The organism is Laspinema sp. D2d, assembly GCF_025370755.1.
In the GTDB taxonomy this organism is placed as follows: Bacteria; Cyanobacteriota; Cyanobacteriia; order Cyanobacteriales; family Laspinemataceae; genus Laspinema.
This window is the reverse complement of record NZ_JAMXFC010000011.1, coordinates 86520-112055: the sequence shown is the minus strand read 5'-3', so window position 1 is coordinate 112055 and position 25536 is coordinate 86520. Positions and strand designations below refer to the sequence as shown.

Here is a 25536-nt window from a genome sequence, read left to right as displayed (position 1 = left end):
CTAAAAACGGTAAAATTTAGTAAGTTTTACCTAGTTCATCGTGATAACTTCAGTCATTTTTTTAGTGGGCCGGAAAACCTAAAATATTTCTCAAAAGTTTGCTTTTAATTCATGAGGCTGCGTAAAGCAAATTAGTTCTTTCAAAATTATTTTTATTAATTAATAGAAAATTTAGGATTGTTCAACAAAAAACCTCCCAATTCAAGCGATTTTTCTCAAAATTATCGAACTCGGAACGGGTAAACATCCCATGCTGATGGGAAAAAGGGATTCAATGCCCTTGACAGGTGGGAGTTTTCCCCCCGTCAATCCAGGCTGGAAAGAAGAGCGCAATATGTTAAACTAGGCGGGTCTGAACCTGGACCAATCCCTTGCAGGGACACAACTACAACTGATTTCTTAGTCACATTCGAGAGTAACCATAAATTCATGTTTGACGCGCTTGCTGAACGCTTAGAAGGAGCCTGGAAGAAACTTCGAGGGCAGGACAAAATTTCCGAATCCAATATTCAAGAAGCCCTGCGGGACGTTCGGCGCGCCCTTTTAGAAGCCGATGTCAATCTTCAGGTCGTCAAAGCATTTATTGCCGACGTTGAAGAAAAAGCGCTGGGTGCTGAAGTGATTTCTGGGGTGCGACCGGACCAACAGTTCATCAAGATTGTTTACGATGAACTGGTGGAAGTCATGGGGGAAAGTAACGTTCCCCTCGCGCAAGCTGAGACAGCCCCCACGGTTGTGTTGATGGCCGGATTGCAAGGGACAGGTAAAACCACGGCAACGGCTAAACTGGCCCTACATCTAAGAAAGCAAAATCGCACGACCCTTTTGGTGGCAACGGACATTTATCGACCAGCGGCGATCGACCAGTTGCTGACCCTGGGGAAACAGATTGATGTGCCGGTGTTTGAACTCGGGACTGATGCTGACCCGGTGGAAATTGCGCGGCAGGGGATTCAACACGCCGTGGCGATCGGGGTGGATACAGTGATTGTGGATACTGCCGGTCGTCTGCAAATTGATGCAGATATGATGGCGGAGTTAGCCCAGATTAAAGAGACGATCCAACCTCATGAAACCCTGTTAGTGGTGGATGCCATGACGGGTCAAGAGGCGGCGAATCTGACCCGGACGTTTAATGATGAAATTGGCATCACTGGGGCAATTCTAACCAAATTAGATGGGGATACACGCGGGGGTGCGGCCCTCTCCGTGCGCCAACTGTCTGGACAACCGATTAAATTTGTAGGGGTCGGGGAAAAGGTAGAGGCCCTACAGCCTTTTTATCCCGATCGCATGGCATCTCGGATTCTCGGCATGGGTGACGTGCTCACCTTAGTCGAACGGGCGGCAGAACAAGTGGACCTTGCTGATGCCGAGAAGATGCAGCAAAAGATTTTACAGGCGCAATTTGACTTTAACGACTTCCTCAAGCAGATGCGCTTGATGAAGAATATGGGGTCGTTGGGGGGATTGCTGAAAATGATTCCCGGCGTTGGGAAAATCTCCGATGACCAGTTGTCCAAGGGTGAGTCTCAGCTTAAAAGTGCTGAGGCGATGATTAATTCCATGACAGCCCAAGAACGGATTAATCCTGATTTGTTAGCGGGTTCTCCTTCCCGGCGCAAACGGGTGGCCCGGGGTTCCGGTCATGATGATGCAGCAGTGACTAAGCTGGTGACGGATTTCTCCCGAATGCGAATGATGATGCAGCGCATGGGTCAAGGGGATTTGACTGGGATGCCTGGAATGGGAGGAATGTTTGGACCCGGAGGGGGACAACCGGGACGAGGCGGCTATCCTGGGGGTCCGGGTAAGAAGAAAAAGAAGGCCAAGAAGAAAAAAGGGTTTGGGGAGTTGTAACGGGCCTGTTCTAGGGGTCTCGGGGACTCTAAAACATCAATTCTTAGAGAAGAGATCCCCCCAACCCCCCTTGGGAATGGGGGCTTTGAAAGATTTCCCTAATCCTGCGTAACAACTCCAATCAGCTTTAGTAATGTGTTTCGGCCTAATTTGGAGGCAAGTGACAGAGATTTTTTTTAGAAATTCGGTTGTCTTGCCGCTGTTGTATCGATGCCCTGCAAGGTGCTATAATGAATGACTTTGCAGCGGGAATTTGTAGATGGAACGCTGTAGGTGCTTACCCCCAGAAGCAGGTAAGCTGTAATTTGATGGCCTAGAATGGTTACGAAAAAGAAGTAGGAGCAAGATGATCAAAATTCGATTGAAGAGATTCGGCAAGAAAAAAGAAGTCAGCTATCGGATTGTTGCGATGCAAAGCACGACTCGCCGGGATGGACGTCCTTTGGAAGAATTGGGATTCTACAATCCGAGAAATGATGAAACGCGTCTGAATGTCCCTGCGCTGGTGAAGCGACTGCAACAGGGCGCTCAACCCACCGAGACGGTGCGTCACATTCTTGAGAAAGCTAATGTCTTTGAACAGGTCAATGCCAGAACCCCTTCCTAATTCCATCAACGAACCACTGACTCCCCAAGAACCATCTCAGGGTGAGAAAAGAACGCCTAGCCCAGATTATGGAGGGTTGGTACGTTTTCTGGTGGAACCGTTGTTAGAAACGCCGGAATCATTACGAGTAGATTGCGAGTTATTGACCGGCGTACCTAAAGTCTGGATTCGCATGGCGTTTGAGGATCCAGAAAAAGGGCGTGTGTTTGGGCGTGGCGGACGCAATATGCACGCGGTGCGAACAATATTAGAAGCAGCGGCGAAGGATGCGGGGGAAGCGATTTATTTAGATATCTATGGGGGATGGCCGAGCGATCGCGCTTCGTCATCCGATGGCCCTGGCTCTAAAACCACGACGAGTCCTGCGGTAAAAAATGGTCCGGTTCGTCCTGCACCAAAACTCGCCGATCGCTCCTAGTAGATGCGATCGCCTAGCATCTTTGGGGAGAAATCGCCCCAAGTTTCTGGAGTCTGGAGTGGGGCGATCGCCGTCTTGTTCCAGCCCCGCTTCGTCAACACCTATTCCTTGAATAAACAAAGATATTGCCGGAGTCCTCTTTACAAGACGCCTGTTTGCAGCTCAATTTGCAAAAAAGGCGTCTTTTTGCATTTTTTAAACCTTTACCTGTAATGGATAGGGCATGGAAGAAAACACAACGATTGAACTCCCTTCTCAAGAAAGCGCCTTAGCCCTCAGTGGCGATCGCGAGGAAAACCTCAAACTCCTCTCCAAACAAACCGGGGCCCGAGTCGTCCTGCGTGGACAAGATTTATTTATCCAAGGTACCCCCAACCAAATTGAACTCTGCACTCGCTTAGTGCGATCGCTCTCGGACCTCTGGATAACCGGCAAACCCATCACCGGCGTTGATATCATCACCGCCCGTCACGCTTTGGATACCCAACGCCAGGAGGAACTCAGCGAAATGCGCCAAGACATCCTCGCCAAAAACCGCCGAGGGGAAGAAATTCGCGCCAAAACCTTTCGCCAGCGGTCCTATATCAAAGCCATTCGCAGCCATGATCTCACCTTTTGCATTGGTCCAGCAGGCACCGGAAAAACCTTCCTCGCTACTATCCTCGCCGCCCAATCTCTCCTCGCCAATGAATACGAACGCCTGATTTTAACCCGCCCTGCCGTAGAAGCAGGAGAAAAACTCGGCTTCCTTCCCGGGGACTTGCAACAGAAAATTAATCCTTATTTACGCCCCCTCTACGATGCCCTCTATGAAGTCATCGAACCCGAAAAAATTGCCAACCTCATGGAACGCGGCATCATTGAAGTTGCCCCCCTTGCCTATATGCGGGGACGCACCCTCAATCGCTCTTTCGTCATCCTCGATGAAGCGCAAAACACCACCCCGGCGCAAATGAAAATGGTTTTGACCCGCCTTGGGTTTAAATCCCGCATGGTGGTTACCGGAGACATTACCCAAACGGATTTACCCTATCATCAGCAGTCGGGTTTAAATGTGGCCCAAAACATCCTGCAAAATGTAGAAGGTATTGCTTTTTGCACCCTCTCTCAAGCCGATGTCGTCCGCAATCCTCTCGTTCAGCGTATCGTCGCCGCCTATGAAAGCCATGATAAATAGGGTCGTCCCCCTCTGTCTGATGGTACTCATGGTGCTGTTCACCTCTGGGAATGCTCTAGCGGGACCCCTGGAGGACCGTTTGCAAGCCTTTCCCAATTGGCAGAGTAAACCTGCCGTTTCGGTGGCACAGGGCGATTTGATTTATCCCGACTGGATCAAAGGGACTTGGGATGTAACGAGTACCCTCATTGAACAAATTGCCCCCCTCGCGCCCAATCTAGTGACTCCGGGATTTGAAAAAAATCAAGCCTATTTGAATCAGCCGGTACAATTTCAGGTGCGGTTTGTGGAGGGGTCGGGATTGAATCCGGGAGGATGGCGGGGAATCCCAATTCCCGTTTCTAGGAATCAGGGAGTTATTGCCGATCGCGCCTTTAATGGATTAAAAATTGCCCAAGCTTATTTAGGCAGTCGGGCGGTAGAGTCGGTGAAAGTGGACCCGGCGGATCCGAACCGGCAGATTACGATTTTGAAAGGCGATCGCCAACTGGTATCCCTGGTTACGGGTAGAAGCAGCGAAATTCCTGCACCGGATCAGTTTATCGCCACAGAAATCACCCAGCAGATTTTTCGCCGCCAACCGCAGATTTATCTCAATGAAGTGGAAACCACCACCCACTATCAACGGGTGAAGGATACACCGGAGAAAATCACCGCCAATCAAATCACGGCGATTTATTTATCACCCCAAGACCCCGATTACTTTGCTGCCGGAGGCAAGGCGATCGCCCTTTATCGCTATCAATTAGAATTATCCCCGGTTGCCACACCTAACCGATAGCGGATACCCCGGTAAGCAGGGGTAAAAACCCGCAACCTCAAGGAGTTCAGTTCTAGCGACGGCGATCGAGTAAAGTAAGATTAACCCTGAATATTAACGTCTAAAATAAAATTGTCTCGATCGCATTATTGGTTATTGCTGCCTTACCTGCGTCCCCACTGGAACACCATCATCCGGGCGCTGATTTGTACATTGATTTTCACCGTCTTTTGGCCGCTGCAAGCCTGGTTAGCGGGTCGAATTGCTAATTTTATTGGGGCGGGGGATGTGGTGGCGATCGCCCGATTAGCGGGGATTGGTGCGCTGATTTTTCTAGGGCAAGGAATCGTCCAATATGGTCAAGATTCCCTCATGGCTTCCGCTGCCCTTTCCATCGCCCTTGACCTCCGCAAATCCATTTATAGCCACCTCCATAAGCTCAATCTGGGTTTTTTTGAAACCGCCAAAACCGGAGACCTTTCCTATCGCCTCACGGAAGATATTGACCGGATTGGGGAAGTGGTTAATAAATTTTTCCATCAATTTGTGCCATGCGTTTTACAACTGGTGGTGGTGGTGGGATACATGATTTATTTGAATTGGCAACTCACCTTTGCTACGCTATTAATTGCCCCATTTATGGCAGTTATTGTCAGTTGGTTTGGCAATAAATTATTAATTGTTTCCCGGCGCAGTCAAAACCAAATTTCTAATCTATCCGCGTTAATCTCTGAGGTGTTTAGTGGGATTCGCTTAGTTCAAGCTTTTGCGGCGGAAGATTATGAAATTGAGCGATTTTCTAAAGAAGCTGAACATAATCGCCGGATGAAATATCGGGCAGAACAATTAAAGGCGATTCAATTTCCTGTAGTGGGATTTTTAGAAGCCTTAAGCGTATTATCGCTATTTTTCTTGGGTGGATGGCAAATTTCCCAAGGAAATCTAACCGGAAGCGAATTTGTCAGTTATGTAGCGGCAGTGGCATTGGTGATTAATCCCATTGCTTTGACTACAAGTAATTATAATGAATTTAAACAGGCAGAGGCATCAGTAGACCGAATTTTTGAGTTGTTTGCGGTGAAAGCAACGGTGGTGGAAAAACCCGGTGCAGTCGCCTTACCTGCGGTGACGGGAAAGGTTGAATATCGGAATGTTTCCTTTGCCTACGCCACCCAACCGATTCTCAATCCCAAAAACCAAGAAGAAGTGCCGGTATTGCAGGGATTAAGTTTAGTTGCTTCCCCGGGAGAGGCGATCGCTCTCGTGGGTGCTTCTGGGGCGGGAAAAACCACCTTAGTTAATCTTTTACCTCGGTTTTATGATGTGAAATCGGGACAAATTCTAATTGATGGAATAGATATTCGAGATGTTTCTATTCCCAGCTTACGCCGTCAAATTGGCATCGTTCCCCAGGAAACCATTCTATTTACTGGAAGTATTGCTCAAAATATTGCTTTTGGACAACTGGACTATCGCTTAGACGAAATTGAAGCAGCGGCGAAAATTGCTAATGCTGATGAGTTTATTCAAAAACTGCCCGATGGATATCACAGTTGGGTAGGAGAGAGAGGGGTTAATTTATCTGGGGGTCAACGCCAACGAATTGCGATCGCCCGCGCGGTACTTCTGAATCCCCAAATTCTCATTTTAGATGAAGCAACCTCTGCCTTAGATTCAGAATCAGAAGCGTTAGTTCAAGAAGCATTAGAACGATTAATGCAAAATCGTACCGTGTTTATTATTGCCCATCGTCTCGGCACGGTGCGTCGCGCCGATCGCATTTTAGTCATGGAAAAGGGTAAAATTGTAGAATCGGGCACTCATCAGGAACTGTTGGAACGAGAAGGACACTATGCCAAATTTTACGCCCAACAGTTTGAGCCAGGATAACTCAAAACCCCCGAAGATTTAAAGCCCTGGGGGGTTATTGTGTTCAAAGACTTTGAACATATTTCAACAAATCTGCCATATCTTGAGGATTCGGTTGAAATTGAGGCATTGGCGGCGTTTTGCCTCCCGTTACCTGATTAATAATACCAACAGGGGATTTCCGCTGAGAAACCGCAGTCAGGCTGGGTCCTACCTGCCGTCCATTCTGGATGCCATGACAACCGGCACAGTTCATTTGGAAAATGGCATGACCCCGAAGGGAGTCACCATCCAGGGTTAGGACGGTTTTTACATAAGGATCTGAGACTTGTAGCTGTAGGGCGAGAATAATCCCGAGGATAATACCCACCAAAATAAAGACAATGACTGTGCTTCGCGCACCAAAGGCGATCGCCCCACTTGTGACGGGACAAGGTTCTACAGCTTCCGGTTTGGCGAGATCGTTAGTCAAGGGTAAGGGGGTTTTCAAGGGATGTACAAATATTGTATTATTTTCTAACATATCTTAAAACTTGGGATCACAATGGGGATGGATTGGCAATTTCTGGGGACCCCTGGGCGACGGACATCGATGGCATGATCAGGAACTCTGCTAATCGGGAAACCGGGACCAGCCCTTTTAAGCAGACTGTCTGTAGATGAGAGAATTGCAAGAAACCTTTACATATTAAAATATAACCCTAGTTGCAAAGGAGATTCATAGACGTGGTTGAACCGTTACTGTCTGGTATCGTGTTGGGTTTGATTGTGGTGACTCTAGCTGGTTTGTTTTTCGCCGCTTACCAGCAGTACAAGCGCGGGAATGACTTGGGTTTGTAAAGCCATCTTGAATTCCTGACTAAAACAATAGCGATCGCCGCTTTCGGGTCCTGAACCCGCCAGAGGCGATCGCTGTTTTAATTTCATAACTCATCGGATAACCCAATGAACGTCACCGTGGTATTGCTATAACGCCGTTCCCGAAGGATTTCCAGAGTGGAAATCGGGTCCAGGGTCAGGCGATCGCTGCGATGTTCCACCGCAATTTCCCCATCGGATGCCAGGAGTTGATACTGGGCGATCGCTGCCAACACAGGTTGATAGAGACTGCTGGCATAAGGCGGATCGAAATACATCCGGTCAAATTGGCGACCCTCCAAAGATTTTAACCGCGCCATCACATCACCGCGCAGAATTTCCACCCTTTGATCCGCCTGCTTCACCCGTTGCAAATTTTCCCGAATAATCGCTAAGGCACGAGGGGACTGTTCCATCGCCACCACTTCAACCGCACCTCGACATAATGCCTCTGCACTCATCGTCCCGGCACCCGCACACAAATCCAACCAACGGCATCCCGCAATACTCCCTTGCCAAACATTAAACACCGCTTCGCGCACCCGTGCCGCAGTGGGTCGAGTTTGTTCACCGGGTAAAGTTTTCAGTAACCGATTACCATAAATTCTAAGACTCATAATAATTAGGATAGTCGATTCAGGTGCAACCCGAATATCTGGAGGAAAAAGTAGGGTAAGAATTCCACAAAACCTGACTAGAGAACCCTTGACTATCGCCCGGGAAATAGCTTGTTCAGAGGATACCCCTAAAAAGCCGTTTTAATTCAATATTTTTTGAAAGAAGGCGAGACCCTGTATTGATTTCTCGTAAACCCGATATTCTATCTAGGTTTCCCTGTTGGTAATCTTAGCGATCGCGATAAGATTGCCTTAAATAAAATCCTATCGTTAAAAATAACAGAGTTAAAAAAGCCAGCAGATAAAAAACAGAAAATCGAGTAGCCTTTTCTACGGCAACTTCAATCATTTGCCATTCAATCCAGAGCAGAATTACCATAACTTCAGCTTTCATCCATAGCAAAACCTGACGGGCAATTTTATACTGATTTGGTAAGTTTTCCGGGGTGATGGGAACCGGGTAATTAAAGGTGTGGGGAAAAAAATTAGTAAGGGTCATCGCTACATAACTGATGACGCCGATGCCGGGAAGCAACCAGAATGTGAATTTAGGTCCCCATAAGTCGGGTTCCCCGGTGATGCCAAAGTGCAAGGGAACTGACGCAGGAAGGCTGTGCCAATAGTAGCCGCCGATCGCCAGACTGGCAACAACACCCAGGAACGCTGTAATTTCTAAAACTATTTCTAAGGGAGAGTAGGCGATCGCCTCTATACCCGGTGGTTTTTGATTGTCTTTCATTGGCCTTTTCTCCAAGGTTACAACCCGTGATAATTTAATGTTTGACTATTAATTTATCCCTAACTATTGGTGTTTTTTTTAGATAATCCTTTAAAATTGATAAACATACTCTGTCAGGAACTACCACCATGAAAATTCCTAGTTTAAGGACCCCCCGCTTGTTTCAAAAATTACAATGGGTGATGAATCCGATTGGGTACATGGAAACCCGTGCGCGCCGTTATCCTGACCTATTTCAGGCGGAGGTTGTCGGGTTGGGGGATACCCTTGTCTTTATCTCTCATCCCCAAGCCCTTCAATACATTTTAACCCATGAAAACAAACAATTGAGTGTTCCCGGGAAGGTAAATGAAATTGTCGAACCTTTGCTGGGAGAGTATTCGGTTATTATGTTAGAGGGCGATCGCCACCGTCGTCAGCGCCAATTATTGATGCCTCCTTTTCATGGCGATCGCATGAGGTCTTATGGCGAAATGATTGGTGAAATTGCTGCAACAGTCATGAAACAAGTGCCAACCTCAGAGCCTTTTATCGCTCGTCGGGTGATGTCTGAAATTTCATCCCAAGTCATGCTCAAAACCGTCTTCGGGTTAGATGTTGCCGGAGAAAATTATTATGAAATCAAACATCTAATGACTTCAATGTTAGATGTTTTTAACACTCCGGCTGCATCTGGTCTCCTGTTTTTTAAGCAATTGCAAGTCGATTTAGGGCGATGGAGTCCTTGGGGATATTTTCTCAGAATTCGAGAAAAAATTGATAAATTACTCTATGCAGAAATTGCTAATCGCCGTCAACAAGACTTGAGCGATCGCCTCGATATCCTCTCTCTATTAATGTCAGCGCGGGATGCCGACGGGGAAGCGATGACTCCTCAAGAATTACGGGATGAATTGCTGACCTTACTGTTTGCTGGATACGAAACAACAGCCAGTGCCATGTCTTGGGGATTATATTGGATTCATACGCTTCCAGAGGTCAAAAATCGTCTCTGCGAGGAAATTGCCACTCTTGGAGATAATCCCGCAGCGATGGATATTTTTAACCTCCCTTATTTGACAGCCGTCTGTAATGAAGTCCTCCGACTTTATCCCGTGGCAATGTTAACTTTTCCCCGGCGAGTCGAAGAACCGATAGACTTATTAGGATACTCACTCAAAGCCGGAACGGATTTAGTCGGTTGTATTTATCTACTCCATCATCGGGAAGATTTATATCCCGATTCCTATCAATTTAAGCCGGAACGGTTCTTAGAACGGCAATTTTCTCCTTATGAATTTATGCCTTTTGGTGGAGGTAAACGGCGTTGCATTGGAGCAGCATTAGCGGCTTATGAAATGAAGCTGGTGTTAGCCACTGTCTTATCGGGCTATGAGTTAAAATTGGCAGAAAAGGGTCCAGTCAAACCCTTGCGCCGAGGTGTTACTTTATCCCCGGCTGGAGGAATTAAAATGATGAAGGTTGGCGATCGGACTCCCGTTGAGAGACTTTTGGTCAACTCAGTCCGCTAACACCCCGAAACTAAACCAGGGATGGAGGTTTTCCAATTCTTTAAGTAGACTTTATCCAGAGTAAAAAAAGGGGGGATGGAAACGCCAATGCAACACCCCCTTTCTTCTGCCGTCTTAGTTCTAGTTTTGTTAAGTCAGCTAAAAAGGGGGATGGAAAATAAGGGAGGGATTGATTGAGGGTGATCGCCTAGGACGACTAAATCTTGAGAGTAAAAAACTGCCCATAGAGGTAAAATCGTCCCGATGGCTAAGTTTTAAAATGTTCTATACTATAGTTTTAATCACCCCATTCAAGGAGAATAGCAATGGAATTCTTGAACAACGTTATTCCTAACGGTTTTTTGGATTTTCTACCGGGAGTCGGCGAAGATAATGATGAAGAAAATCAGGCAGCCCGAGATATTGCCATCCAAACCGCTAAATTTATTACTCTAGGACCTACTGGCTTTGTTCTTAGCTCAGTATTTTCTCGGCTAGTGAATAATATTGACATCAATCAAGTCGGCTCTGAACTCCTGAATCGAGTGACTCAATTAATTGACTCTAATCCCACGGACATTAATCCCAGTCAATTGATTAATTCTGTTGCCGGACAAATTCAAAACTTTGTCAATAGCACAGAGATTACTTCGCGAATTTCTCCGGCGCAAGTGACTGATTTTCTAAATACCAACTTAATTCAAAATGGGGCTTTACAAACGGGATTTTCTCAATTAATTAATTTGGCGTCTCAGGGAAGTCAATTAGGACGATTTATTGATGCTGATTCCGTCAATAACTTAATTGAAATGACCGTAGACGATATCAATTGGCAGGGAGGATTACGGGCCCTAGAAGGGGACGATCGCATTCTGGGCAGTAGTGGTGCGGATATCGCCAATGGAAACCAAGGAAATGACACCCTAATTGGAGGAGAGGGCGATGATTTTTTCCGGGGTGGCAGAGATAATGATTTGCTGATTGGAGGAACTGGAAATGATGTCCTCAATGGTAATTTAGGAGATGATACCGTCCAAGGAGGTGCGGGAGATGACTTGATCCGAGGAGGTCAAGGGAATGATATGTTGTATGGAGATGAGGGCCGGGATGTTCTAATTGGGGATCTGGGTTCAGATTTTCTCTCTGGCGGTGCTGATGCTGATGATTTTATCTTGCGCGGTGATGTTTCGGATCAAAATGCTGCCACTGCCGATCGCCTGTTAGATTTTAATGCTGCCGAAGGTGATTTGATTAAATTAGTTAACGTTACCGATATCGCACAAATTACCCTGGGCGCATTAGATGTCAATGGAGATGGGATTGGAGATACCGCCATCATTGATTCTAATAATCGAGTTTTAGGGGTGGTAATGAATGTGGATATTTCTCAGTTTAACTTGGTAAATTCTGTCCAATTGGTCAGTGCCGAAGATTTAGGGATTAATTTACTCGGATAAATCACAGACTTGCGATTGCTCTAAATTTTCAGGGTTGATTGCCACTGAAGGGACAAGTCATGACTTCCCCCTTCAGTGGCTGGTAGGGTTACTCTATAATTTTTCTATGTTTTCTTGATGATTCAACTCAAAAACCCTGAAGGCGATCGCCACTTTTATTAATCATGGTTCTCATCCGCATTCTTAAATCCTGGGAAATTCCTGAACACCAAACTACTCCAGAAACTGCCTTTTTGTCCCGTCGGCGCTTTTTGAAGACTGCCATCGCCGCTGGTATCGGGGCGACCCTTTTACCGATGGGGGGCTGTAAAAGTGAAACCAACTCAGATTCCCTGAGCGAACTCATCCAAAATACCACTCCCTTAGCCAATATCCCCCGCAACCCTAATTTTATAGAAGGCGATCGGCCCCTTACCGAACAAGCTTTTGCCTCTCGTTACAATAATTTTTATGAATTTGGCGGCACCAAATCCATTTGGAAATCCGCCCAAAGTTTGCCTACAGAAGAGTGGAAAATTGAAATTGGTGGACTCGTCAAAAATCCCCGCATTTATGATATTGATGAAATTCAGACCCAATTTCCCTTAGAAGAACGCATCTATCGGTTCCGATGTGTAGAAGCTTGGGCAATGGTTGTTCCCTGGATTGGATTCCCGATGAAACGCCTCATCGAAGCAGTCGAACCCACCAGTGCCGCTAAATTTGTGCGATTTACCTCATTTTATGATCCCGAGATTACTCCAGGTCCTGGATTTCATTTAGGAACGTTACCTTGGCCTTACACCGAAAGTTTACGCATTGAGGAAATGGCTAATGAACTGGCCTTTTTTGCCACGGGAATTTATGGGCGGCGCCTTCCTAAACAACATGGCGCACCTTTGCGGATGGTAATCCCGTGGAAATACGGGTTTAAGGGCGCTAAATCTATTGTTAAAATCGAGTTTCTCGCCGAACAACCGGCGACTTATTGGAATACTTTAGTGCCAAGCGAGTACGATTTTGAGGCGAATGTGAACCCAACTAAGCCTCATCCGCGCTGGTCCCAGGCAACGGAACGGATTGTTGGTACTGGACCGGCTTTATCCTGGAAACGTCAGCCCACTCTTCCTTATAACGGGTATGGAGAATGGGTCGCTAACTTGTATTCTACCTGAACAGACCGTTTTAATCTGGGGTAGGCGGTGGTTTTAAGCCCTAGAATCTGTTGCTTTCCTGACCCGATCGGGCTGTACCTCTGGGTCTAGCGAGAGGGCGATCGCAAAATAGGTGATTCTGTCGAAAAAGGATAAATTCACCTGGCATGGGGGAACGGAATCCGACTTACTTTAGATCATTAGATCAGGTTTCGATCCGGTTTGAGAAGATGGGTTGAGCAACAGTCTCAGGGTGGGGAAAAACAATCGGCCCAACCCTGGGAGAGTGTCGGTACAGTAGAGATTAAACCCTAGGGTTTTTAGACTATCTCTACATCAGAGGAATACTTGAGGGCCAGAAACTCGGTTTCTTGTCTTTATATTCTCTAAGACTGTACCGATCGCCTAGGGATTTAGGGATGCATCTACACTGTACGACCGAAGACATAGTATTGGTACTCGTCCCACTCTCCGGAATCGGAGGTAATGGGGGTGGTGCATATTCAATTGGGAGTCAATTTGTTATGAGTAACCATCAGCATGAAGACCGGGAGGCAGCGGAGAAAGCATTCTTAGATTCTCTAAATGCATTGCAAGAGCGTTTGCAATTGGTTGAGGACCAGAAAGCTGCATCTGCTCGCGAAGCTGAACGGCAAGCCATTAAGACTGCACAAGACGAGAAAGCCACTTTTACCCTCCATGATCTAGAGGAGGCTGTGGCTGATATTGATGAATTTTTTAAAGAATTGCACAAACCAGAAGCTGAAGAGTAATCCCTTGAGGTTGTTTAGCCTGAATTCCCTCAGTTTAAGAAACCGAGGAGGAATGGCTGGTTTGACGGAGGGCTTCATATAAAATTAAGGCGGCAGCGATCGCTACATTTAAGGATTCGACCCCAGACTGCAGAGGGATCCGAACTTGATAATCAGCGGTAGACAGTAAGTCGGCTGATAATCCTGCGCCTTCATTGCCAAGTAAAACTAAGGTCGGCTGATGGTAATCAATTTCCCAATACGTTAGGGGTGCATCGGCAGTGGTAGAAATAACCTGTACCCCTTGTTGTTGGGCGTGGATGACATCCTGTTTCAAGTCGGCACTGACGGAAACCGGCAAGCGAAACCATTGTCCCGCAGAGGCGCGTAACACTTTGGGAGACGCTGCATCCACACTATCGGCACTTAACCAAATGCCTTGAGTTCCGGTAGCGGCAGCAGTTCTAATCAGGGTGCCAAGATTGCCAGGGTCTTGGAGGGTTTCTAGGGCGAGGGTCAACCCAGTCCCGGGAATCGAAGGAACCGCAGACTCGCGCCGTTTGGCGACTGCCACAACGCCATCGGGTTGAACAGTAGTCGCCATTGCCTTGAGGACGGCTTCATTGACGAGTTCACACCGGGGCGATCGCTGGCTTACCGTTTCCCATAATTCAGGATAGCGAGCTTGCCACTCCGGCGTAAAACAAACCACCTCTAGGGGATAATCCACGCTACAGGCTTCCTCTAAGAGGTGCGTCCCTTCCAACAAAAATAGTTGCTGGCGATCGCGCTCCTTTGCAGCGTGCAATTTCCGCATCTGCTTGACCAGAGGATTCTGAAGGCTCGTCAACATTGGGGTATTACAGGGTATGTAGATGCGGAACCCGGGACTTGAACCCGGAAGTCCTTGCGGACACTAGAACCTGAATCTAGCGCGTCTACCAATTCCGCCAGTTCCGCGAAAATGCAGTTTTGCACTGCGATTTACCATAGTGCCTCAATTCCTCCTTCATGTCAAGGGGTCAATTTAAAAAAGTTTTTTTCCCAATTACGTCATCTACCTACTACACTTTTGAGGAATGTCCAGTTAAGGTACACCATGAAGACACCGGCTAGAATTGTTGTCCAAAATGATGCGGACCGTGAGGAAGTCCTCGCCCTGAAATCCGCATCACTGGACACAAAATAGTTCACGGTAAGATTCTATTGGTATCAGGGGTTACCGGAATTGATTTTTTTAGGTATAAATCTGGACATCTAAAATATTTCCGGTAGAATCAAAACCAAATCGAAAGGTGTACCACATCCACTGATTCTGGAGGATAGACCTATTACTGCCTCTCTCGGTTCGCTCAACATCACCAACGCTCACGAAGCTGACCCCTCGGTCCTGCACATTTGGGGAGGCCATCCCCTGCAAGGACAAGTCAAAATTAGCGGGGCCAAAAATGCCGCCTTAGTCATCATGGCGGGGTCCCTACTCTGTCCGGAACCCTGTCGGTTAAGGAATGTCCCATCCCTGGTCGATGCCATTCGCATGGGTCAAGTGCTTTCCGCCCTGGGCGTGGATCTGCAATGGAACGGCGATGTCCTAGATATCAACGCTCAGGACATTACCACCTCGGAAGCCCCCTACGAATTAGTTAGCCAACTGCGGGCGAGTTTCTTTGCCATTGGACCTATCTTGGCTCGCTTGGGAGAAGCCCATGTTCCCCTTCCCGGCGGCTGTGCGATCGGGGCCAGACCTGTGGATATCCACGTTCGCGGACTGCAAGCCCTAGGTGCTAATGTCTATATCGAGCATGGTATGGTTCATGCGTCCGTTCCCGGGCGCGATCGCCGCTTAAAAGGCGCTAAATTTTACCTTGACTATCCCAGCGTTGGTGCCACCGAAACCCTGATGATGGCCGCCACCCTCGCTGATGGAGAAACCATCCTGGATAATGTCGCCCAAGAACCAGAAGTCATCGATTTGGCTAACTTCTGTAACGCTCTAGGGGCAAAAATTCGGGGTGCGGGGACCAAAACCATTGTGATTGAAGGGGTTCCCCGGCTGCATACGGCGGACTATCCCATCATTCCCGATCGCATTGAAGCCGGAACCTTCTTAGTCGCTGGCGCAATTTCGCGATCAGATATTAGCCTCTATCCTGTGATCAGCGACCATCTGACGCCGGTCATTTCCAAGCTGCGGCAAACTGGCGCACAAATCATTGCTGAAGGCCCCGATCGCCTCCGAGTGATTGGACCCGATATCATTCAGGCAACGGATATCGAAACTTTGCCCTATCCTGGATTTCCCACGGATATGCAGGCTCAATTTATGGCCTTGTTGACGGTGAGTAATGGGGATAGCTTGATTAGCGAAACCGTTTTTGAAAATCGCCTACGCCATGTAGCTGAGTTAAATCGCATGGGAGCAGATATTCGCGTCAAAGGCCATACGGCGATCGTGCGCGGTGTAACGAACTTAACGGGTGCTCCGGTCATGGCAACAGACCTGCGTGCCTCGGCAGCCTTGGCGATCGCGGCGATCGCGGCTCAGGGTAAAACAACAATTCAAGGGTTGCAGCACCTGGATCGCGGCTACGAAAACCTCGACCTCAAACTCCAACAGCTCGGGGTTCGGATCAAGCGCGAACCCGCCCCTCCTGAGAGTGAAGCCAACTCCAACGCCATCCAATCTTCTCAATCCGCACTAAAATGAAAGGGCAATGAGGTTTCCGGAAGTCTCTTCTTCTCAGACAACCTCTGAATTCTCTGTCATCAGACCTTAGTCCCTAAACTGGTATGGCTTTCCCAAAAACAACCCTGATCGGACTCAAAGCAGATGGCTTCCGTCATCCTCTGGATCTAGAAGCAACCCAATCCCTCAAGCAACTCCCTGGACTCGATCTGATTGTCCGGCAGTTGCTGGGTTCCATTGGGGAACAATTTTTTTACCTGGATAATATTGCTTCTAGCGTTTTGGTCAGTGAGCAACAGTTGCCTGAGTTGCATCAGTTGCTCAAGGAAGCCTGCCAGGTTTTGGATTTAGAGACTCCGGAACTCTATGTTCGTCAACATCCCATGCCCAATGCTTATACCTTCGCGATGCGGGGCAAAAAACCCTTCGTGGTGATTCACACCTCGCTGATCGAACTACTGACACCGGCAGAAATCCAGGCGGTGATCGGACATGAGCTCGGGCATCTCAAATGCGAACATGGGGTTTATTTAACCCTGGCGAATTTGATCATGTTAGCGGCAGGACAACTTTCGACGGTGGGGGCTTTGATTGCCCAAACCCTCCAAAGTCAAATTTTGCAATGGGTCCGATGCGCTGAGTTTAGCTGCGATCGGGCCGCATTATTAGCGACTCAAGACTCGCGAGTCGTGAGTTCCGTCCTGATGAAATTGGCCGGGGGTTCCCCCACTCTGGCTCCCCAACTCAATTTGGATGCCTTTCTCGCCCAAGCCCGGGCTTACGATGAGAGCAGTAGTACAGAACTGGGCCTTCTGCTCAAGGAAGCCCAAACCGGGCAACTCACTCATCCTCTTCCTGTACTCAGGGCTAGAGAGATTGATCGCTGGGCCAGCAGCAAAGATTATGAAACTTTGTTGCAAAAAGGAAAAATGTGTTATAGTAGTGAAACCGAGAAAAAGGGCGAGTGGCGAAATTGGTAGACGCACCACACTCAAAATGTGGCGGCTTCGGTCGTGCGAGTTCGACTCTCGCCTCGCCCACTCTCTAAAATCGGAAGCACAAAATAGAGGTTCTCAGTCAAAAGCTGAGGACCTTTATTTTTTATGGTTTTTTCCCCGAGGGACTGGGGTTCAACTCCAGAAGCCGCGATTTTCTACAACATCCCGGCGGGGAAAGTCACCAATCTTTGTGAAAATTGCTACTTTCTGGACTGAGGACTTGACAAGTCCCAGGAAAGCGAAGCTAAAATGGTGAAATAGTTTAATGAATCAAGATTACACCTAGAAGGATTAAGACGATGGCTCAACGGCTCAAAAGTTGGGAGTCTCCTCGGAGTCAGGGGAGAAATACCAAGGGCAAAGGCGGCAGTGCAAGACAACGACAAATCAAGAAGCAGCAACAGATGTTGCGGAAAAAATTAAAAGGGGAACCGATAAAGGGCGATCGCAGCCCGACCCCCTCCGAAAACCCCAGCAAAACAAAAGAGAAGAGAACTCCGGTTCTCTTCTCTTTTTATTTAAAGACTCAGCAGGCGATCGCCTCGGTCTAATTTATTAAGGATTATTCATCATTTGCTGAACAGACTGGGCAACCACCGCAGGGCGATCGGTGTATTCCCGCTCTATCCGAGTCCGCGTGGTATCATCCCACCCCAGATTGTAATCTCGTTCGATTTCAGTAATCACTAATTGACGAACTTCCCCAGTCACTTGGACTTGGCTATCTTCCATCACCGGCATTTGGGAATCCGTTGTAATGACAATCAGATCACTCCCACCAACAGCCTCATCTTCTTGGATGCGGAAAACATTAGGTCCCAGCACTTCTGCCACTTCACCGTTGAGGGTCACCGTTTGACCCATAAATTGATCAGGATTGTCTGAAACTTCCTCTACCTCCGTAGTCATTCCTGTAGTCTCCATGCCTGGAGTAGTTGTAGTCCCCGGCGCGGGAGTCATGGTGGTGTCAGTTCCTGGCGCGGGAGTCATGGTGGTATCGGTTTCCGGTGACATGGTGGTGTCAGTTCCCGGAGTCATGGCGGTGTCCGTTTCAGCTTCTTCTGTGGTGGTAGTCGTGGTGGTTTGATCCGTCGCGTCGCAAGCTGGGAGTACCAGGAGCATCAATCCTAGGGCGATCGCCCCGTTCACCTTTCCAAGTAGGGAAGAGCCACGAACTAGCGGGCTGCGTTTGTTAAGGGATGTCTTGTTAAATCTATTTAACATTGTGAAACCTCCGAATAAAATTAGTCAGACCCATTCTGACCCTGAAAACAAAGTTGCCACGGGTGTCCCCAATCTCAAAAGTTAGCCCGAGGTACCGTTGATAATATTGAACTTACTGTAGGAAACAATCTGGGCATAACGCATCTTTCTTTAGAAGTAGATAGCTGAAGTGAATCTACTCATATTTGAGATTTCTGCTATTTGCAGTTATTTTGCAGCTATCTGGAGCAATAAGGTGGAGCAGATGGATGATGGGGTACAACTAGAGACACAGCTTTCTTCCTTTCGTCGTCCCCCCTTTACCCCCCTTTAGAGGTAGTTCTGCCAAATTTCGGCCAACCCCTTTACTTCTTGTCTCTGACATCTCATCCCGGATCAAGCCTCTAAGAAAAGCTTCCCACCTTCGGCTCCCCATCCCGATCGCACCCTGCTAATCCTCGGTTTTAGAGAAAAGTTTACTTAAGTTCATACTTGTAAGATATTTTGCTCTAATTTATGTAAACCTTTATTTCTTGTGCTTGCATTATAGGGAAATGATGATAAATTAATAAATGAAGCCGAAAGAGCTTCCCTGGCAGATAAGAGCAGACAAGTTCAAATTAGTTTAAAGAGGTTCAATCTGTTTAATCTAACATCTGTCTCGTACCAAAAACCCAACAGCACCCAAACCAAGGGCTGATATTTCCTCAAATCATGGAATCGGCAGTAATACTCCTAAACTTTTTAAGTTAGGCAGCCTGCGAACATTGAAATTGAGAGGAAATCACTCAGCGAGTAGGTCTTGGGTGTTGTTTTGTTTGGGCATCAGTTGCCAGAACTCGATTTTTAAAATCCCTTTTTTTGCTATCGGAGGGAGACCCTTGAAGAATCGGCGAAGTGGCGATCGCGCTGCTCCCTAATCGAAATCCATGGGTAAAATAAGTCTTTATCCAATGGTCTATCTTAAATTTAGATAAATTTATGAAGTTACCCCGCCTCCCGGAAATTAAGTAAAGTTTTATATCATTCTCTTGCCATTGCTAAAAAGCGTGCTAGATTTAATATATAGAAGCAACAAAGAGCTTCTCTGGCAGATTACAACAGCCAAGTTCAAATTAGCTTAAAGAGGTTCAAGCTGTTTAATCTAACATCTGTCTCATATCCAAACCCCAACAGCACCCAAACCAAGAGCTGATATTTCCTCCAATAGTGGAATCGGCAGCAATACTCCTAAACTGTTTAAGTTAGGTAGCCTGCGAACATTGAAAAGGAGAGGAAATCACTCAGCAAGTAGGTCTTGGGTGTTGTTTTGTTTGGGTATAAGTTGCCAGGAAACCCAAATTTCAACAGTCCTAATGGCCCGATCGCGCAAACTGTGCCAAAACCTTTAATAAATACTCGCTTAACGTCACGGCATCTACCCCTAACTCGGTACGAACAGCGGCAGCAGAAATAGCAGCTTGGGCGTGCCACCAGACTGCGGTTTGCACAAGGGGTTCTACAGGAAGTTTCCGGGCGATCGCCTGAGCAATTAAACCACTGGATAAGCCGGTTAAGACATCGCCACTGCCGCCTCGTGCCAATGCAGGTGTGCTTTCGGGATTAATCCAAACTGATCCATCAGGATAGCCGATCGCCGTTCTGGCTTGTTTGAGCATCACCACCGCCCCACTTTGCTCAGAGGCCCCCCGAACGGCCCTGACTAGATCCTCGGTTTCACCTTGAACATTGGGAAACAGCCGCTTAAATTCTCCAGGATGGGGAGTCAACAGGGTAAAGGCTTCTCGTTGGGAGAGGGTAGAAATCGTCCCCATTTGCGCTAAGGCATTTAATCCATCGGCATCTAAAATTAAGGGCCGATCGCTTTCTAAGACGGCTTGGACGACTTCCATCCCATCCAGGGTCAAACCACAACCACAGGCGATCGCAGCAAAAGAACTTAAATCAATGCTATCCGGCAAATGATCGATCGCCCCAGAATCGGTTTCTGGGCATCCAACAACCAATGCATCTGCTAATTGCTGACTCATGTAAAGTTTGAGGGACTTAGGAACGGCGATCGTTAACATTCCCACCCCGGATGCCTTGGCCCCCAATCCACATAATAGGGCCGCACCCATATAGCGTTGCGAACCACAAATTGCCAGAAGATGTCCTTCCTTATACTTGTGGGTTAATTGGGGACGAGGAAGCGGAAGATGGGCGAGTGCCACCGCTGAGGTAATCCGGTGGATGGGATTGCGATCGCCTAACACCGCCTGAATATCTGCCAACGGGATATCAAAATCAATTAATTCCGCTTTCCCTACATAAGCCAACGCTTGATCATGAAATAATCCTAACTTCCATAATCCTAAGCAAAAGGTATAGGTAGCCTGAATTGCTGTTCCTAAAATTGCTCCTGTATCCGTATGTAACCCCGAAGGTAAATCAATACTAATTACAGGCTGAGACTGTTTATTTAAGCGGTCAATTCCCTGAGCAATCTCCCCAGAAATTGCCCGTTCTAATCCAAATCCAAATAATCCATCGATAATCAAATCACAATCGAGAAGCGGTTCGATTGTGTCAAAAAACCCCACTCCCAAACTCGCCACATATTTCCCATGCTGCCCTGTTAATTCCTTACCTTTAGCAAGGGGTTGATAAATCAGCACCTCATATCCAGCAAAATGTAACTCTCGGGCCACCACCAAAGCATCCCCGCCATTGTGTCCTGGACCGACCAAAACACCAACTTGCCTGACTCTTGGACGAGGATATAGCGCAACTACCCGCTGAAAAATAGCTTGGGCAACCTTTTCCATTAACGCAGCCACCGGCATTCCGGCGGTAAAAATGCGTCCTTCAATGGCGCTCATTTGCGCTGAAGTCACGATGAATTGATCAAGCTGATTTTGGCGGGTTTGTGGTGAGGTCACGGTCTTATTTTCTGAAGAAATGGGCAACTTCCAGAGGGGGTGAAAGTGCGGGTTTTAAGGAGTGGTAACATCTGGCTTCTGATTTGCTTTGCCCTCAATCATATTGATGAACACGAGCATCAATGCCAAAATTACGAATATAGCCGCTTTCTTGTTGAGCCGTGATGCGATTGGGGTAAGGTCCGATCGCCAAATGAGGTCCAAAAGGAACCGTACGGACAGAGATTTCTTGGGAGGCAATTCCGGCAGTGGTTAATTGACTGGTAATCCGGGAAAAATCATTAGGGTTACCCGGAATTACGACAAAATAGGGATTAGAAATACCCAAAGATCCACCTGGACTGCCAACCGTTGCGATCGCTGGAGACATGGGTTCAATCGTATCGATCGCCGAGCGAATTCCAACCAATAACTCTAATTCTCGCGCCCGTCGATAAGCATTGGAGTTATTCACAAACATCCCTGCTTGAATCACGGTTTTTCCATCCCACTCCTTGATAAATGCCTCGGGTTCGACTAACTGAACTTGGGCGAGTACCACCGGGTTATTCGTGGGGATATAGACTACATAACGCTTAGAACTGGGTAGCGCAGGCAGCGGGGGTGGGGCGGGAGGGAGATCAAACTGGGGAATCGGTCCCGGATAGAAAGGCGGTTGCTGTGCGGGAACCACAAGTTGCGGCAGGGGTTGCGGCTGTTGTTGGGGAAATTCTTGAAGGGTGGGAAGGGGGGAAAGGGTTTGAGCGATCGCCCCTTCAGAGGGCAGTAGGACCTCAGCGGCGACTCCCACCGTTAACCCGAACCCTAAAATCGCTCCTAACCAGAAGTCAGGCGATCGCGCCGAACTTCTTTCACGATTCCTAGAACTGAACAAACCGAATCGTAGATTTTCCATACAGGGATATCCACTCACCAAGCAGAATCATGAGATTTTTAGTCACTCTAGCACAGGAAATTAAAGCCATTTTCCCAAAGCACCAAAAATCTCCCGGAATTTGACCATGAATTCAAACCCGATCTGTTAGCCTAGAAATAGATTATTATTGTCTGGCCGAATTGTGTAGATAGCGGCCTTTTATAGGATTTTATGAGCAAAGTCGTCGTTGGCCTCTCCGGCGGAGTAGATAGTTCTACCGCAGCCGCCATCCTACATCATCAAGGATATGAAGTCATTGGTCTTACCCTATGGTTAATGAAAGGGAAAGGTCAATGCTGCTCTGAGGGGATGGTCGATGCTGCTTCGCTTTGTGAAGAGTTGGACATTCCCCATCACATTGTTGATACTCGCCAGCTATTTCAAGAAAAAATCGTCGATTACTTAGTGGCGGGATATAGTGCCGGATTTACTCCGTTACCCTGTTCCCAATGCAATCGGGCTGTGAAATTTGGCCCCATGTTAAGTTATGCCCAGGAAGAACTAGGGGTTGACAAAATTGCGACGGGACACTATGCCCGAGTCAACTATAACGAAGAGAGCGGACGGTATGAATTACTGCGCGCCGTCGATCGCAATAAAGATCAATCTTACTTTTTGTACGATTTAACCCAAAAATTGCTGGGGGGATGTATGTTTCCCTTGGGTGAAATTACCAAGACGGAAACCAGGCGGATTGCGACCGAATATGGGCTGCAAACTGCTGAAAAGCCGGAAAGTCAAGACTTATGCTTAGTGGAAGCCCACGGGTCAATGCAAACCTTTTTGGAACAGTACATCCAGCCCCAAAAAGGGGATATTGTCGATGTCCAAGGGAAGGTCCTCGGACAGCATGACGGCATCCATCGCTACACCATTGGACAGCGCAAAGGGATTGGGGTTGCGGCAGCGGAACCCTTGTATGTGGTGGCATTGGATGCGGTGAAAAATCAGGTGATTGTGGGTGATCGCGAGTCAGCGACGGAACCCAGTTTTACCGTAGATCGAGTCAATTGGGTCTCGATCGCCCCTCCGACTGCACCGATTCGGGCAGAAGTTCAGATTCGGTATCGGACCTTGCCGGTTCCCGTGACGGTGATTCCTGAAGATCGGGGACATCGCGCCAAAATTGTTTTTGACGAACCGCAGTTTGGGGTAACCCCTGGACAAGCAGCCGTTTGGTACGACGGCGATCGCGTCCTCGGTGGCGGGATTATCGAACAGTTGTCCTAGGGCGATCAAACCAGATGCCCTTGCGCGTAAAAATTTAAAAGCCCTAATATTAACAACCCGGGTTTTTTGAAAACCCGGGTTGTTAATATTAGGGCTTTTTTGGCATGAAGGCGATCGCACCGAATCAAGGCGTGTCAAACGTCCCAGATACCAGTATGATAAAAAATTAGCAAAGCTTAAGAATTGAATTCTATCTAAAAGAGGGATCGTTTTGACTCAACATACAGATGCGATCGCCCCCCACGGCGGTCACTTGATTAATCGGATCGTCAGCTCCGCCCAAAAGCAGGAATTTCTCTCCCAAGCTGAGACCCTGCCGCGTCTGCAACTGAGCGATCGCGCACTCTGTGACCTTATCCTAATTGCTATTGGTGGTTTTAGCCCCCTGACGGGCTTCATGGATCAAAAAGATTATGATCCCGTCGTCACCGATATGCGGTTGGCGAATGGTCTCCCCTGGTCCGTTCCGATTACCCTGCCCGTCACAGAAGAAATTGCTGAACCCCTGAAAGAAGGGTCCTGGATCCGCTTAGATGACCCAAGCGGCAAATTTGTAGGCGTCCTGGAACTCACCCAAAAATACCGCTATAACAAGGCTTTAGAAGCCGTTAACGTCTATCGCACTGAGGACCTCAATCATCCCGGCGTCAAAGTCCTCTACGAGCAAGGACCCATCAATCTAGCCGGACCCATTTGGTTGCTCGATCGCGAAGCTCATCCCCAATTTCCAAATTACCAAATCGACCCGGCTCAATCTCGCGCCATGTTTCGGGAACAAGGGTGGAAATCCATCGTGGCTTTCCAAACCCGCAACCCCATCCACCGGGCCCATGAATATATTACAAAATGCGCCTTGGAAAGTGTGGATGCGTTATTCCTGCATCCCTTAGTCGGGGTGACAAAAGGGGATGATATTCCCGCTGATGTCCGGATGCGCTGTTATGAAATTCTCATGGAAAAATATTATCCGAAAGACCGGGTAATTTTAGCCATTAACCCCGCCGCGATGCGCTATGCCGGACCTAGAGAAGCCATTTTCCATGCCTTACTCCGGAAAAACTACGGCTGTACGCATTTTATTGTGGGTCGGGATCATGCCGGTGTAGGGGATTATTATGGAACCTACGACGCTCAACATATTTTTGATGAGTTTCAACCCGGGGAATTAGGAATCGTGCCGATGAAGTTTGAGCACGCTTTCTTTTGTAAGTTGACCAAGAGTATGGCAACGACCAAAACCAGTCCAAGTAATCCGGATCAGCGGATTCACTTATCAGGAACTAAGGTCCGCGAGATGCTACGGAATGGGGAGTTACCCCCGCCGGAGTTTTCCCGTCCAGAAGTGGCCGCTGAACTCGCCCGGGCGATGCGGGTGTCTGTGGAGTCGTACTAAATAAGCCTTATCCAGCATTCAAAGGTCTATAAATTAGGACTAGAAATCGGGTTTCTGGTTCTTTAGCTTAGGGACAAGGCAGTGCCTTGTCCTCCCCTCACCAGAAGGGGCGATCGCCTCCTGATGAAACCATCGTTAGACAACGGGGAAACAAAATTCCTTCTTTGGGTTTGGACCGATCGCGATTGAACGGGTATCATATACAAAGAGAGTCCTAATTTTTGGCCTCAAAATTGCAAAACAATGGCTAAAATTTGGTCTGGTTTTCTCCATTGGGAGACAGAAATAGCGGGACAAGACAGCGCAAAAAAACGCCAGGAAAATATCAAAAGAAAACAGGCGCTTGTTCGGCAGATAGGGGCAAAATTAACAAATAACCCCTACAAAATTTAGCTCTCTTTGCCAGAGTCTCTTAACAAAAGAATATAAAAAATTTGGGTTCCTGGAGAAGA

The 25536-nt window shown here is 47.7% G+C and carries 23 protein-coding genes and 2 tRNA genes; 17 read left to right on the top strand and 8 right to left on the bottom strand.

Translation table 11 applies throughout. The features are described 5' to 3' along the window. Positions 1-429 precede the first annotated feature (429 nt). From ffh to NG796_RS10160, 6 genes are all read left to right on the top strand, one after another. Complete coding sequence (gene ffh / locus NG796_RS10185) at positions 430-1860, top strand: signal recognition particle protein (RefSeq protein ID WP_261206423.1); 1431 nt, start codon at positions 430-432, stop codon at positions 1858-1860. Positions 1861-2206: 346 nt separating this feature from the next. Next, positions 2207-2467: a 30S ribosomal protein S16 gene (gene rpsP, locus NG796_RS10180; protein ID WP_015147986.1), complete on the top strand. Its 261-nt coding sequence runs from the start codon at positions 2207-2209 to the stop codon at positions 2465-2467. Then, positions 2448-2885, top strand: coding sequence for a KH domain-containing protein (locus NG796_RS10175; RefSeq protein ID WP_261206420.1), 438 nt, complete (start codon positions 2448-2450; stop codon positions 2883-2885). Before rpsP ends, NG796_RS10175 begins: the two co-directional genes overlap by 20 nt. 223 nt (positions 2886-3108) lie before the next feature. Further along, the gene (locus NG796_RS10170; protein ID WP_261206419.1) at positions 3109-4062 is read left to right on the top strand and encodes a PhoH family protein; all 954 of its coding nucleotides are present in this window, start codon (positions 3109-3111) and stop codon (positions 4060-4062) included. A gap of 19 nt (positions 4063-4081) precedes the next feature. Next, complete coding sequence (locus NG796_RS10165) at positions 4082-4843, top strand: DUF6816 family protein (RefSeq protein WP_411268798.1); 762 nt, start codon at positions 4082-4084, stop codon at positions 4841-4843. 111 nt (positions 4844-4954) lie between these two features. Then, positions 4955-6712, top strand: coding sequence for an ABC transporter ATP-binding protein (locus tag NG796_RS10160; protein ID WP_261206415.1), 1758 nt, complete (start codon positions 4955-4957; stop codon positions 6710-6712). 43 nt (positions 6713-6755) lie between these two features. On the opposite strand, the gene NG796_RS10155 is transcribed toward NG796_RS10160, so the two are convergent. Continuing rightward, positions 6756-7214 carry a c-type cytochrome gene (locus NG796_RS10155; RefSeq protein WP_261206413.1) on the bottom strand — a complete coding sequence of 153 codons (459 nt, stop codon included), beginning with the start codon at positions 7212-7214 and terminating at the stop codon, positions 6756-6758. Between the two features lie 203 nt (positions 7215-7417). Here NG796_RS10155 and petG point away from each other — a divergent pair, with 203 nt between their 5' ends. Continuing rightward, entirely contained in the window at positions 7418-7531 is a 114-nt protein-coding gene (petG, locus tag NG796_RS10150) for a cytochrome b6-f complex subunit V (RefSeq protein ID WP_254563350.1), read from the top strand. Between the two features lie 83 nt (positions 7532-7614). On the opposite strand, the gene rsmD is transcribed toward petG, so the two are convergent. Further along, a complete protein-coding gene (gene rsmD, locus NG796_RS10145) occupies positions 7615-8166 on the bottom strand; it encodes a 16S rRNA (guanine(966)-N(2))-methyltransferase RsmD (protein ID WP_261206410.1) in 552 nt (183 codons plus the stop codon). 229 nt (positions 8167-8395) lie between these two features. Beyond that, a complete protein-coding gene (locus tag NG796_RS10140; RefSeq protein WP_261206408.1) occupies positions 8396-8905 on the bottom strand; it encodes a DUF1648 domain-containing protein in 510 nt (169 codons plus the stop codon). 128 nt (positions 8906-9033) lie between these two features. On the opposite strand from NG796_RS10140, the gene NG796_RS10135 reads away from it, so the two are divergent. The 4 genes from NG796_RS10135 to NG796_RS10120 all read left to right on the top strand — a co-directional run bounded on the left by NG796_RS10135 (position 9034) and on the right by NG796_RS10120 (position 13758). Next, the gene (locus NG796_RS10135; protein WP_261206406.1) at positions 9034-10416 is read left to right on the top strand and encodes a cytochrome P450; all 1383 of its coding nucleotides are present in this window, start codon (positions 9034-9036) and stop codon (positions 10414-10416) included. A gap of 305 nt (positions 10417-10721) precedes the next feature. Continuing rightward, positions 10722-11852, top strand: a complete 1131-nt coding sequence (locus NG796_RS10130; RefSeq protein WP_261206404.1) for a calcium-binding protein — start codon at positions 10722-10724, stop codon at positions 11850-11852. Positions 11853-12016: 164 nt separating this feature from the next. After that, positions 12017-13006, top strand: coding sequence for a protein-methionine-sulfoxide reductase catalytic subunit MsrP (gene msrP / locus NG796_RS10125; protein ID WP_261206403.1), 990 nt, complete (start codon positions 12017-12019; stop codon positions 13004-13006). 503 nt (positions 13007-13509) lie between these two features. Then, a complete protein-coding gene (locus NG796_RS10120) occupies positions 13510-13758 on the top strand; it encodes a hypothetical protein (protein ID WP_261206402.1) in 249 nt (82 codons plus the stop codon). Positions 13759-13792: 34 nt separating this feature from the next. Here the strand turns inward: NG796_RS10120 and NG796_RS10115 are convergent, their stop codons facing one another. Next, a complete protein-coding gene (locus NG796_RS10115; protein WP_261206400.1) occupies positions 13793-14590 on the bottom strand; it encodes a TrmH family RNA methyltransferase in 798 nt (265 codons plus the stop codon). Between the two features lie 23 nt (positions 14591-14613). Then, a tRNA-Leu gene (locus NG796_RS10110) sits at positions 14614-14697 on the bottom strand. 370 nt (positions 14698-15067) lie between these two features. On the opposite strand from NG796_RS10110, the gene murA reads away from it, so the two are divergent. The 4 genes from murA (at position 15068) to NG796_RS10090 (ending at position 17972) form a co-directional block, all read left to right on the top strand. Next, entirely contained in the window at positions 15068-16444 is a 1377-nt protein-coding gene (murA, locus tag NG796_RS10105) for a UDP-N-acetylglucosamine 1-carboxyvinyltransferase (protein WP_261206481.1), read from the top strand. A gap of 83 nt (positions 16445-16527) precedes the next feature. Next, positions 16528-17403, top strand: a complete 876-nt coding sequence (locus NG796_RS10100) for a M48 family metallopeptidase (protein ID WP_261206399.1) — start codon at positions 16528-16530, stop codon at positions 17401-17403. Beyond that, positions 17382-17463: transfer RNA gene (locus tag NG796_RS10095), tRNA-Leu, on the top strand. Before NG796_RS10100 ends, NG796_RS10095 begins: the two co-directional genes overlap by 22 nt. 257 nt (positions 17464-17720) lie before the next feature. Next, on the top strand, positions 17721-17972 hold the full coding sequence (locus tag NG796_RS10090) for a hypothetical protein (RefSeq protein WP_261206398.1): 252 nt from the start codon (positions 17721-17723) through the stop codon (positions 17970-17972). Positions 17973-17976: 4 nt separating this feature from the next. On the opposite strand, the gene NG796_RS10085 is transcribed toward NG796_RS10090, so the two are convergent. The 3 genes from NG796_RS10085 to NG796_RS10075 form a co-directional block, all read right to left on the bottom strand. Then, positions 17977-18645, bottom strand: a complete 669-nt coding sequence (locus NG796_RS10085) for a hypothetical protein (protein WP_261206396.1) — start codon at positions 18643-18645, stop codon at positions 17977-17979. A 1331-nt stretch (positions 18646-19976) separates the two neighbouring features. Further along, complete coding sequence (locus NG796_RS10080; protein ID WP_261206394.1) at positions 19977-21545, bottom strand: NAD(P)H-hydrate dehydratase; 1569 nt, start codon at positions 21543-21545, stop codon at positions 19977-19979. Between the two features lie 94 nt (positions 21546-21639). Further along, positions 21640-22440: a hypothetical protein gene (locus tag NG796_RS10075; protein WP_261206392.1), complete on the bottom strand. Its 801-nt coding sequence runs from the start codon at positions 22438-22440 to the stop codon at positions 21640-21642. Between the two features lie 192 nt (positions 22441-22632). Here NG796_RS10075 and mnmA point away from each other — a divergent pair, with 192 nt between their 5' ends. Both mnmA and sat read left to right on the top strand, forming a co-directional pair. Continuing rightward, complete coding sequence (gene mnmA, locus NG796_RS10070) at positions 22633-23691, top strand: tRNA 2-thiouridine(34) synthase MnmA (protein ID WP_261206390.1); 1059 nt, start codon at positions 22633-22635, stop codon at positions 23689-23691. A gap of 211 nt (positions 23692-23902) precedes the next feature. Beyond that, entirely contained in the window at positions 23903-25084 is a 1182-nt protein-coding gene (gene sat, locus NG796_RS10065) for a sulfate adenylyltransferase (protein ID WP_261206388.1), read from the top strand. Positions 25085-25536 lie beyond the last annotated feature (452 nt).

Coding starts and splice junctions, on each gene's coding strand:
- NG796_RS10090 (WP_261206398.1), top strand. CDS start 17,721: ATGGCTCAACGGCTCAAAAGTTGGGAGTCTCCTCGGAGTCAGGGGAGA.
- NG796_RS10165 (WP_411268798.1), top strand. CDS start 4,082: ATGGTACTCATGGTGCTGTTCACCTCTGGGAATGCTCTAGCGGGACCC.
- mnmA (WP_261206390.1), top strand. CDS start 22,633: ATGAGCAAAGTCGTCGTTGGCCTCTCCGGCGGAGTAGATAGTTCTACC.
- NG796_RS10075 (WP_261206392.1), bottom strand. CDS start 22,440: ATGGAAAATCTACGATTCGGTTTGTTCAGTTCTAGGAATCGTGAAAGA.
- NG796_RS10100 (WP_261206399.1), top strand. CDS start 16,528: ATGGCTTTCCCAAAAACAACCCTGATCGGACTCAAAGCAGATGGCTTC.
- NG796_RS10170 (WP_261206419.1), top strand. CDS start 3,109: ATGGAAGAAAACACAACGATTGAACTCCCTTCTCAAGAAAGCGCCTTA.
- NG796_RS10175 (WP_261206420.1), top strand. CDS start 2,448: ATGCCAGAACCCCTTCCTAATTCCATCAACGAACCACTGACTCCCCAA.
- NG796_RS10115 (WP_261206400.1), bottom strand. CDS start 14,590: ATGTTGACGAGCCTTCAGAATCCTCTGGTCAAGCAGATGCGGAAATTG.
- NG796_RS10135 (WP_261206406.1), top strand. CDS start 9,034: ATGAAAATTCCTAGTTTAAGGACCCCCCGCTTGTTTCAAAAATTACAA.
- NG796_RS10140 (WP_261206408.1), bottom strand. CDS start 8,905: ATGAAAGACAATCAAAAACCACCGGGTATAGAGGCGATCGCCTACTCT.
- NG796_RS10130 (WP_261206404.1), top strand. CDS start 10,722: ATGGAATTCTTGAACAACGTTATTCCTAACGGTTTTTTGGATTTTCTA.
- NG796_RS10120 (WP_261206402.1), top strand. CDS start 13,510: ATGAGTAACCATCAGCATGAAGACCGGGAGGCAGCGGAGAAAGCATTC.
- msrP (WP_261206403.1), top strand. CDS start 12,017: ATGGTTCTCATCCGCATTCTTAAATCCTGGGAAATTCCTGAACACCAA.
- rsmD (WP_261206410.1), bottom strand. CDS start 8,166: ATGAGTCTTAGAATTTATGGTAATCGGTTACTGAAAACTTTACCCGGT.
- NG796_RS10085 (WP_261206396.1), bottom strand. CDS start 18,645: ATGTTAAATAGATTTAACAAGACATCCCTTAACAAACGCAGCCCGCTA.
- rpsP (WP_015147986.1), top strand. CDS start 2,207: ATGATCAAAATTCGATTGAAGAGATTCGGCAAGAAAAAAGAAGTCAGC.
- ffh (WP_261206423.1), top strand. CDS start 430: ATGTTTGACGCGCTTGCTGAACGCTTAGAAGGAGCCTGGAAGAAACTT.
- NG796_RS10155 (WP_261206413.1), bottom strand. CDS start 7,214: ATGTTAGAAAATAATACAATATTTGTACATCCCTTGAAAACCCCCTTA.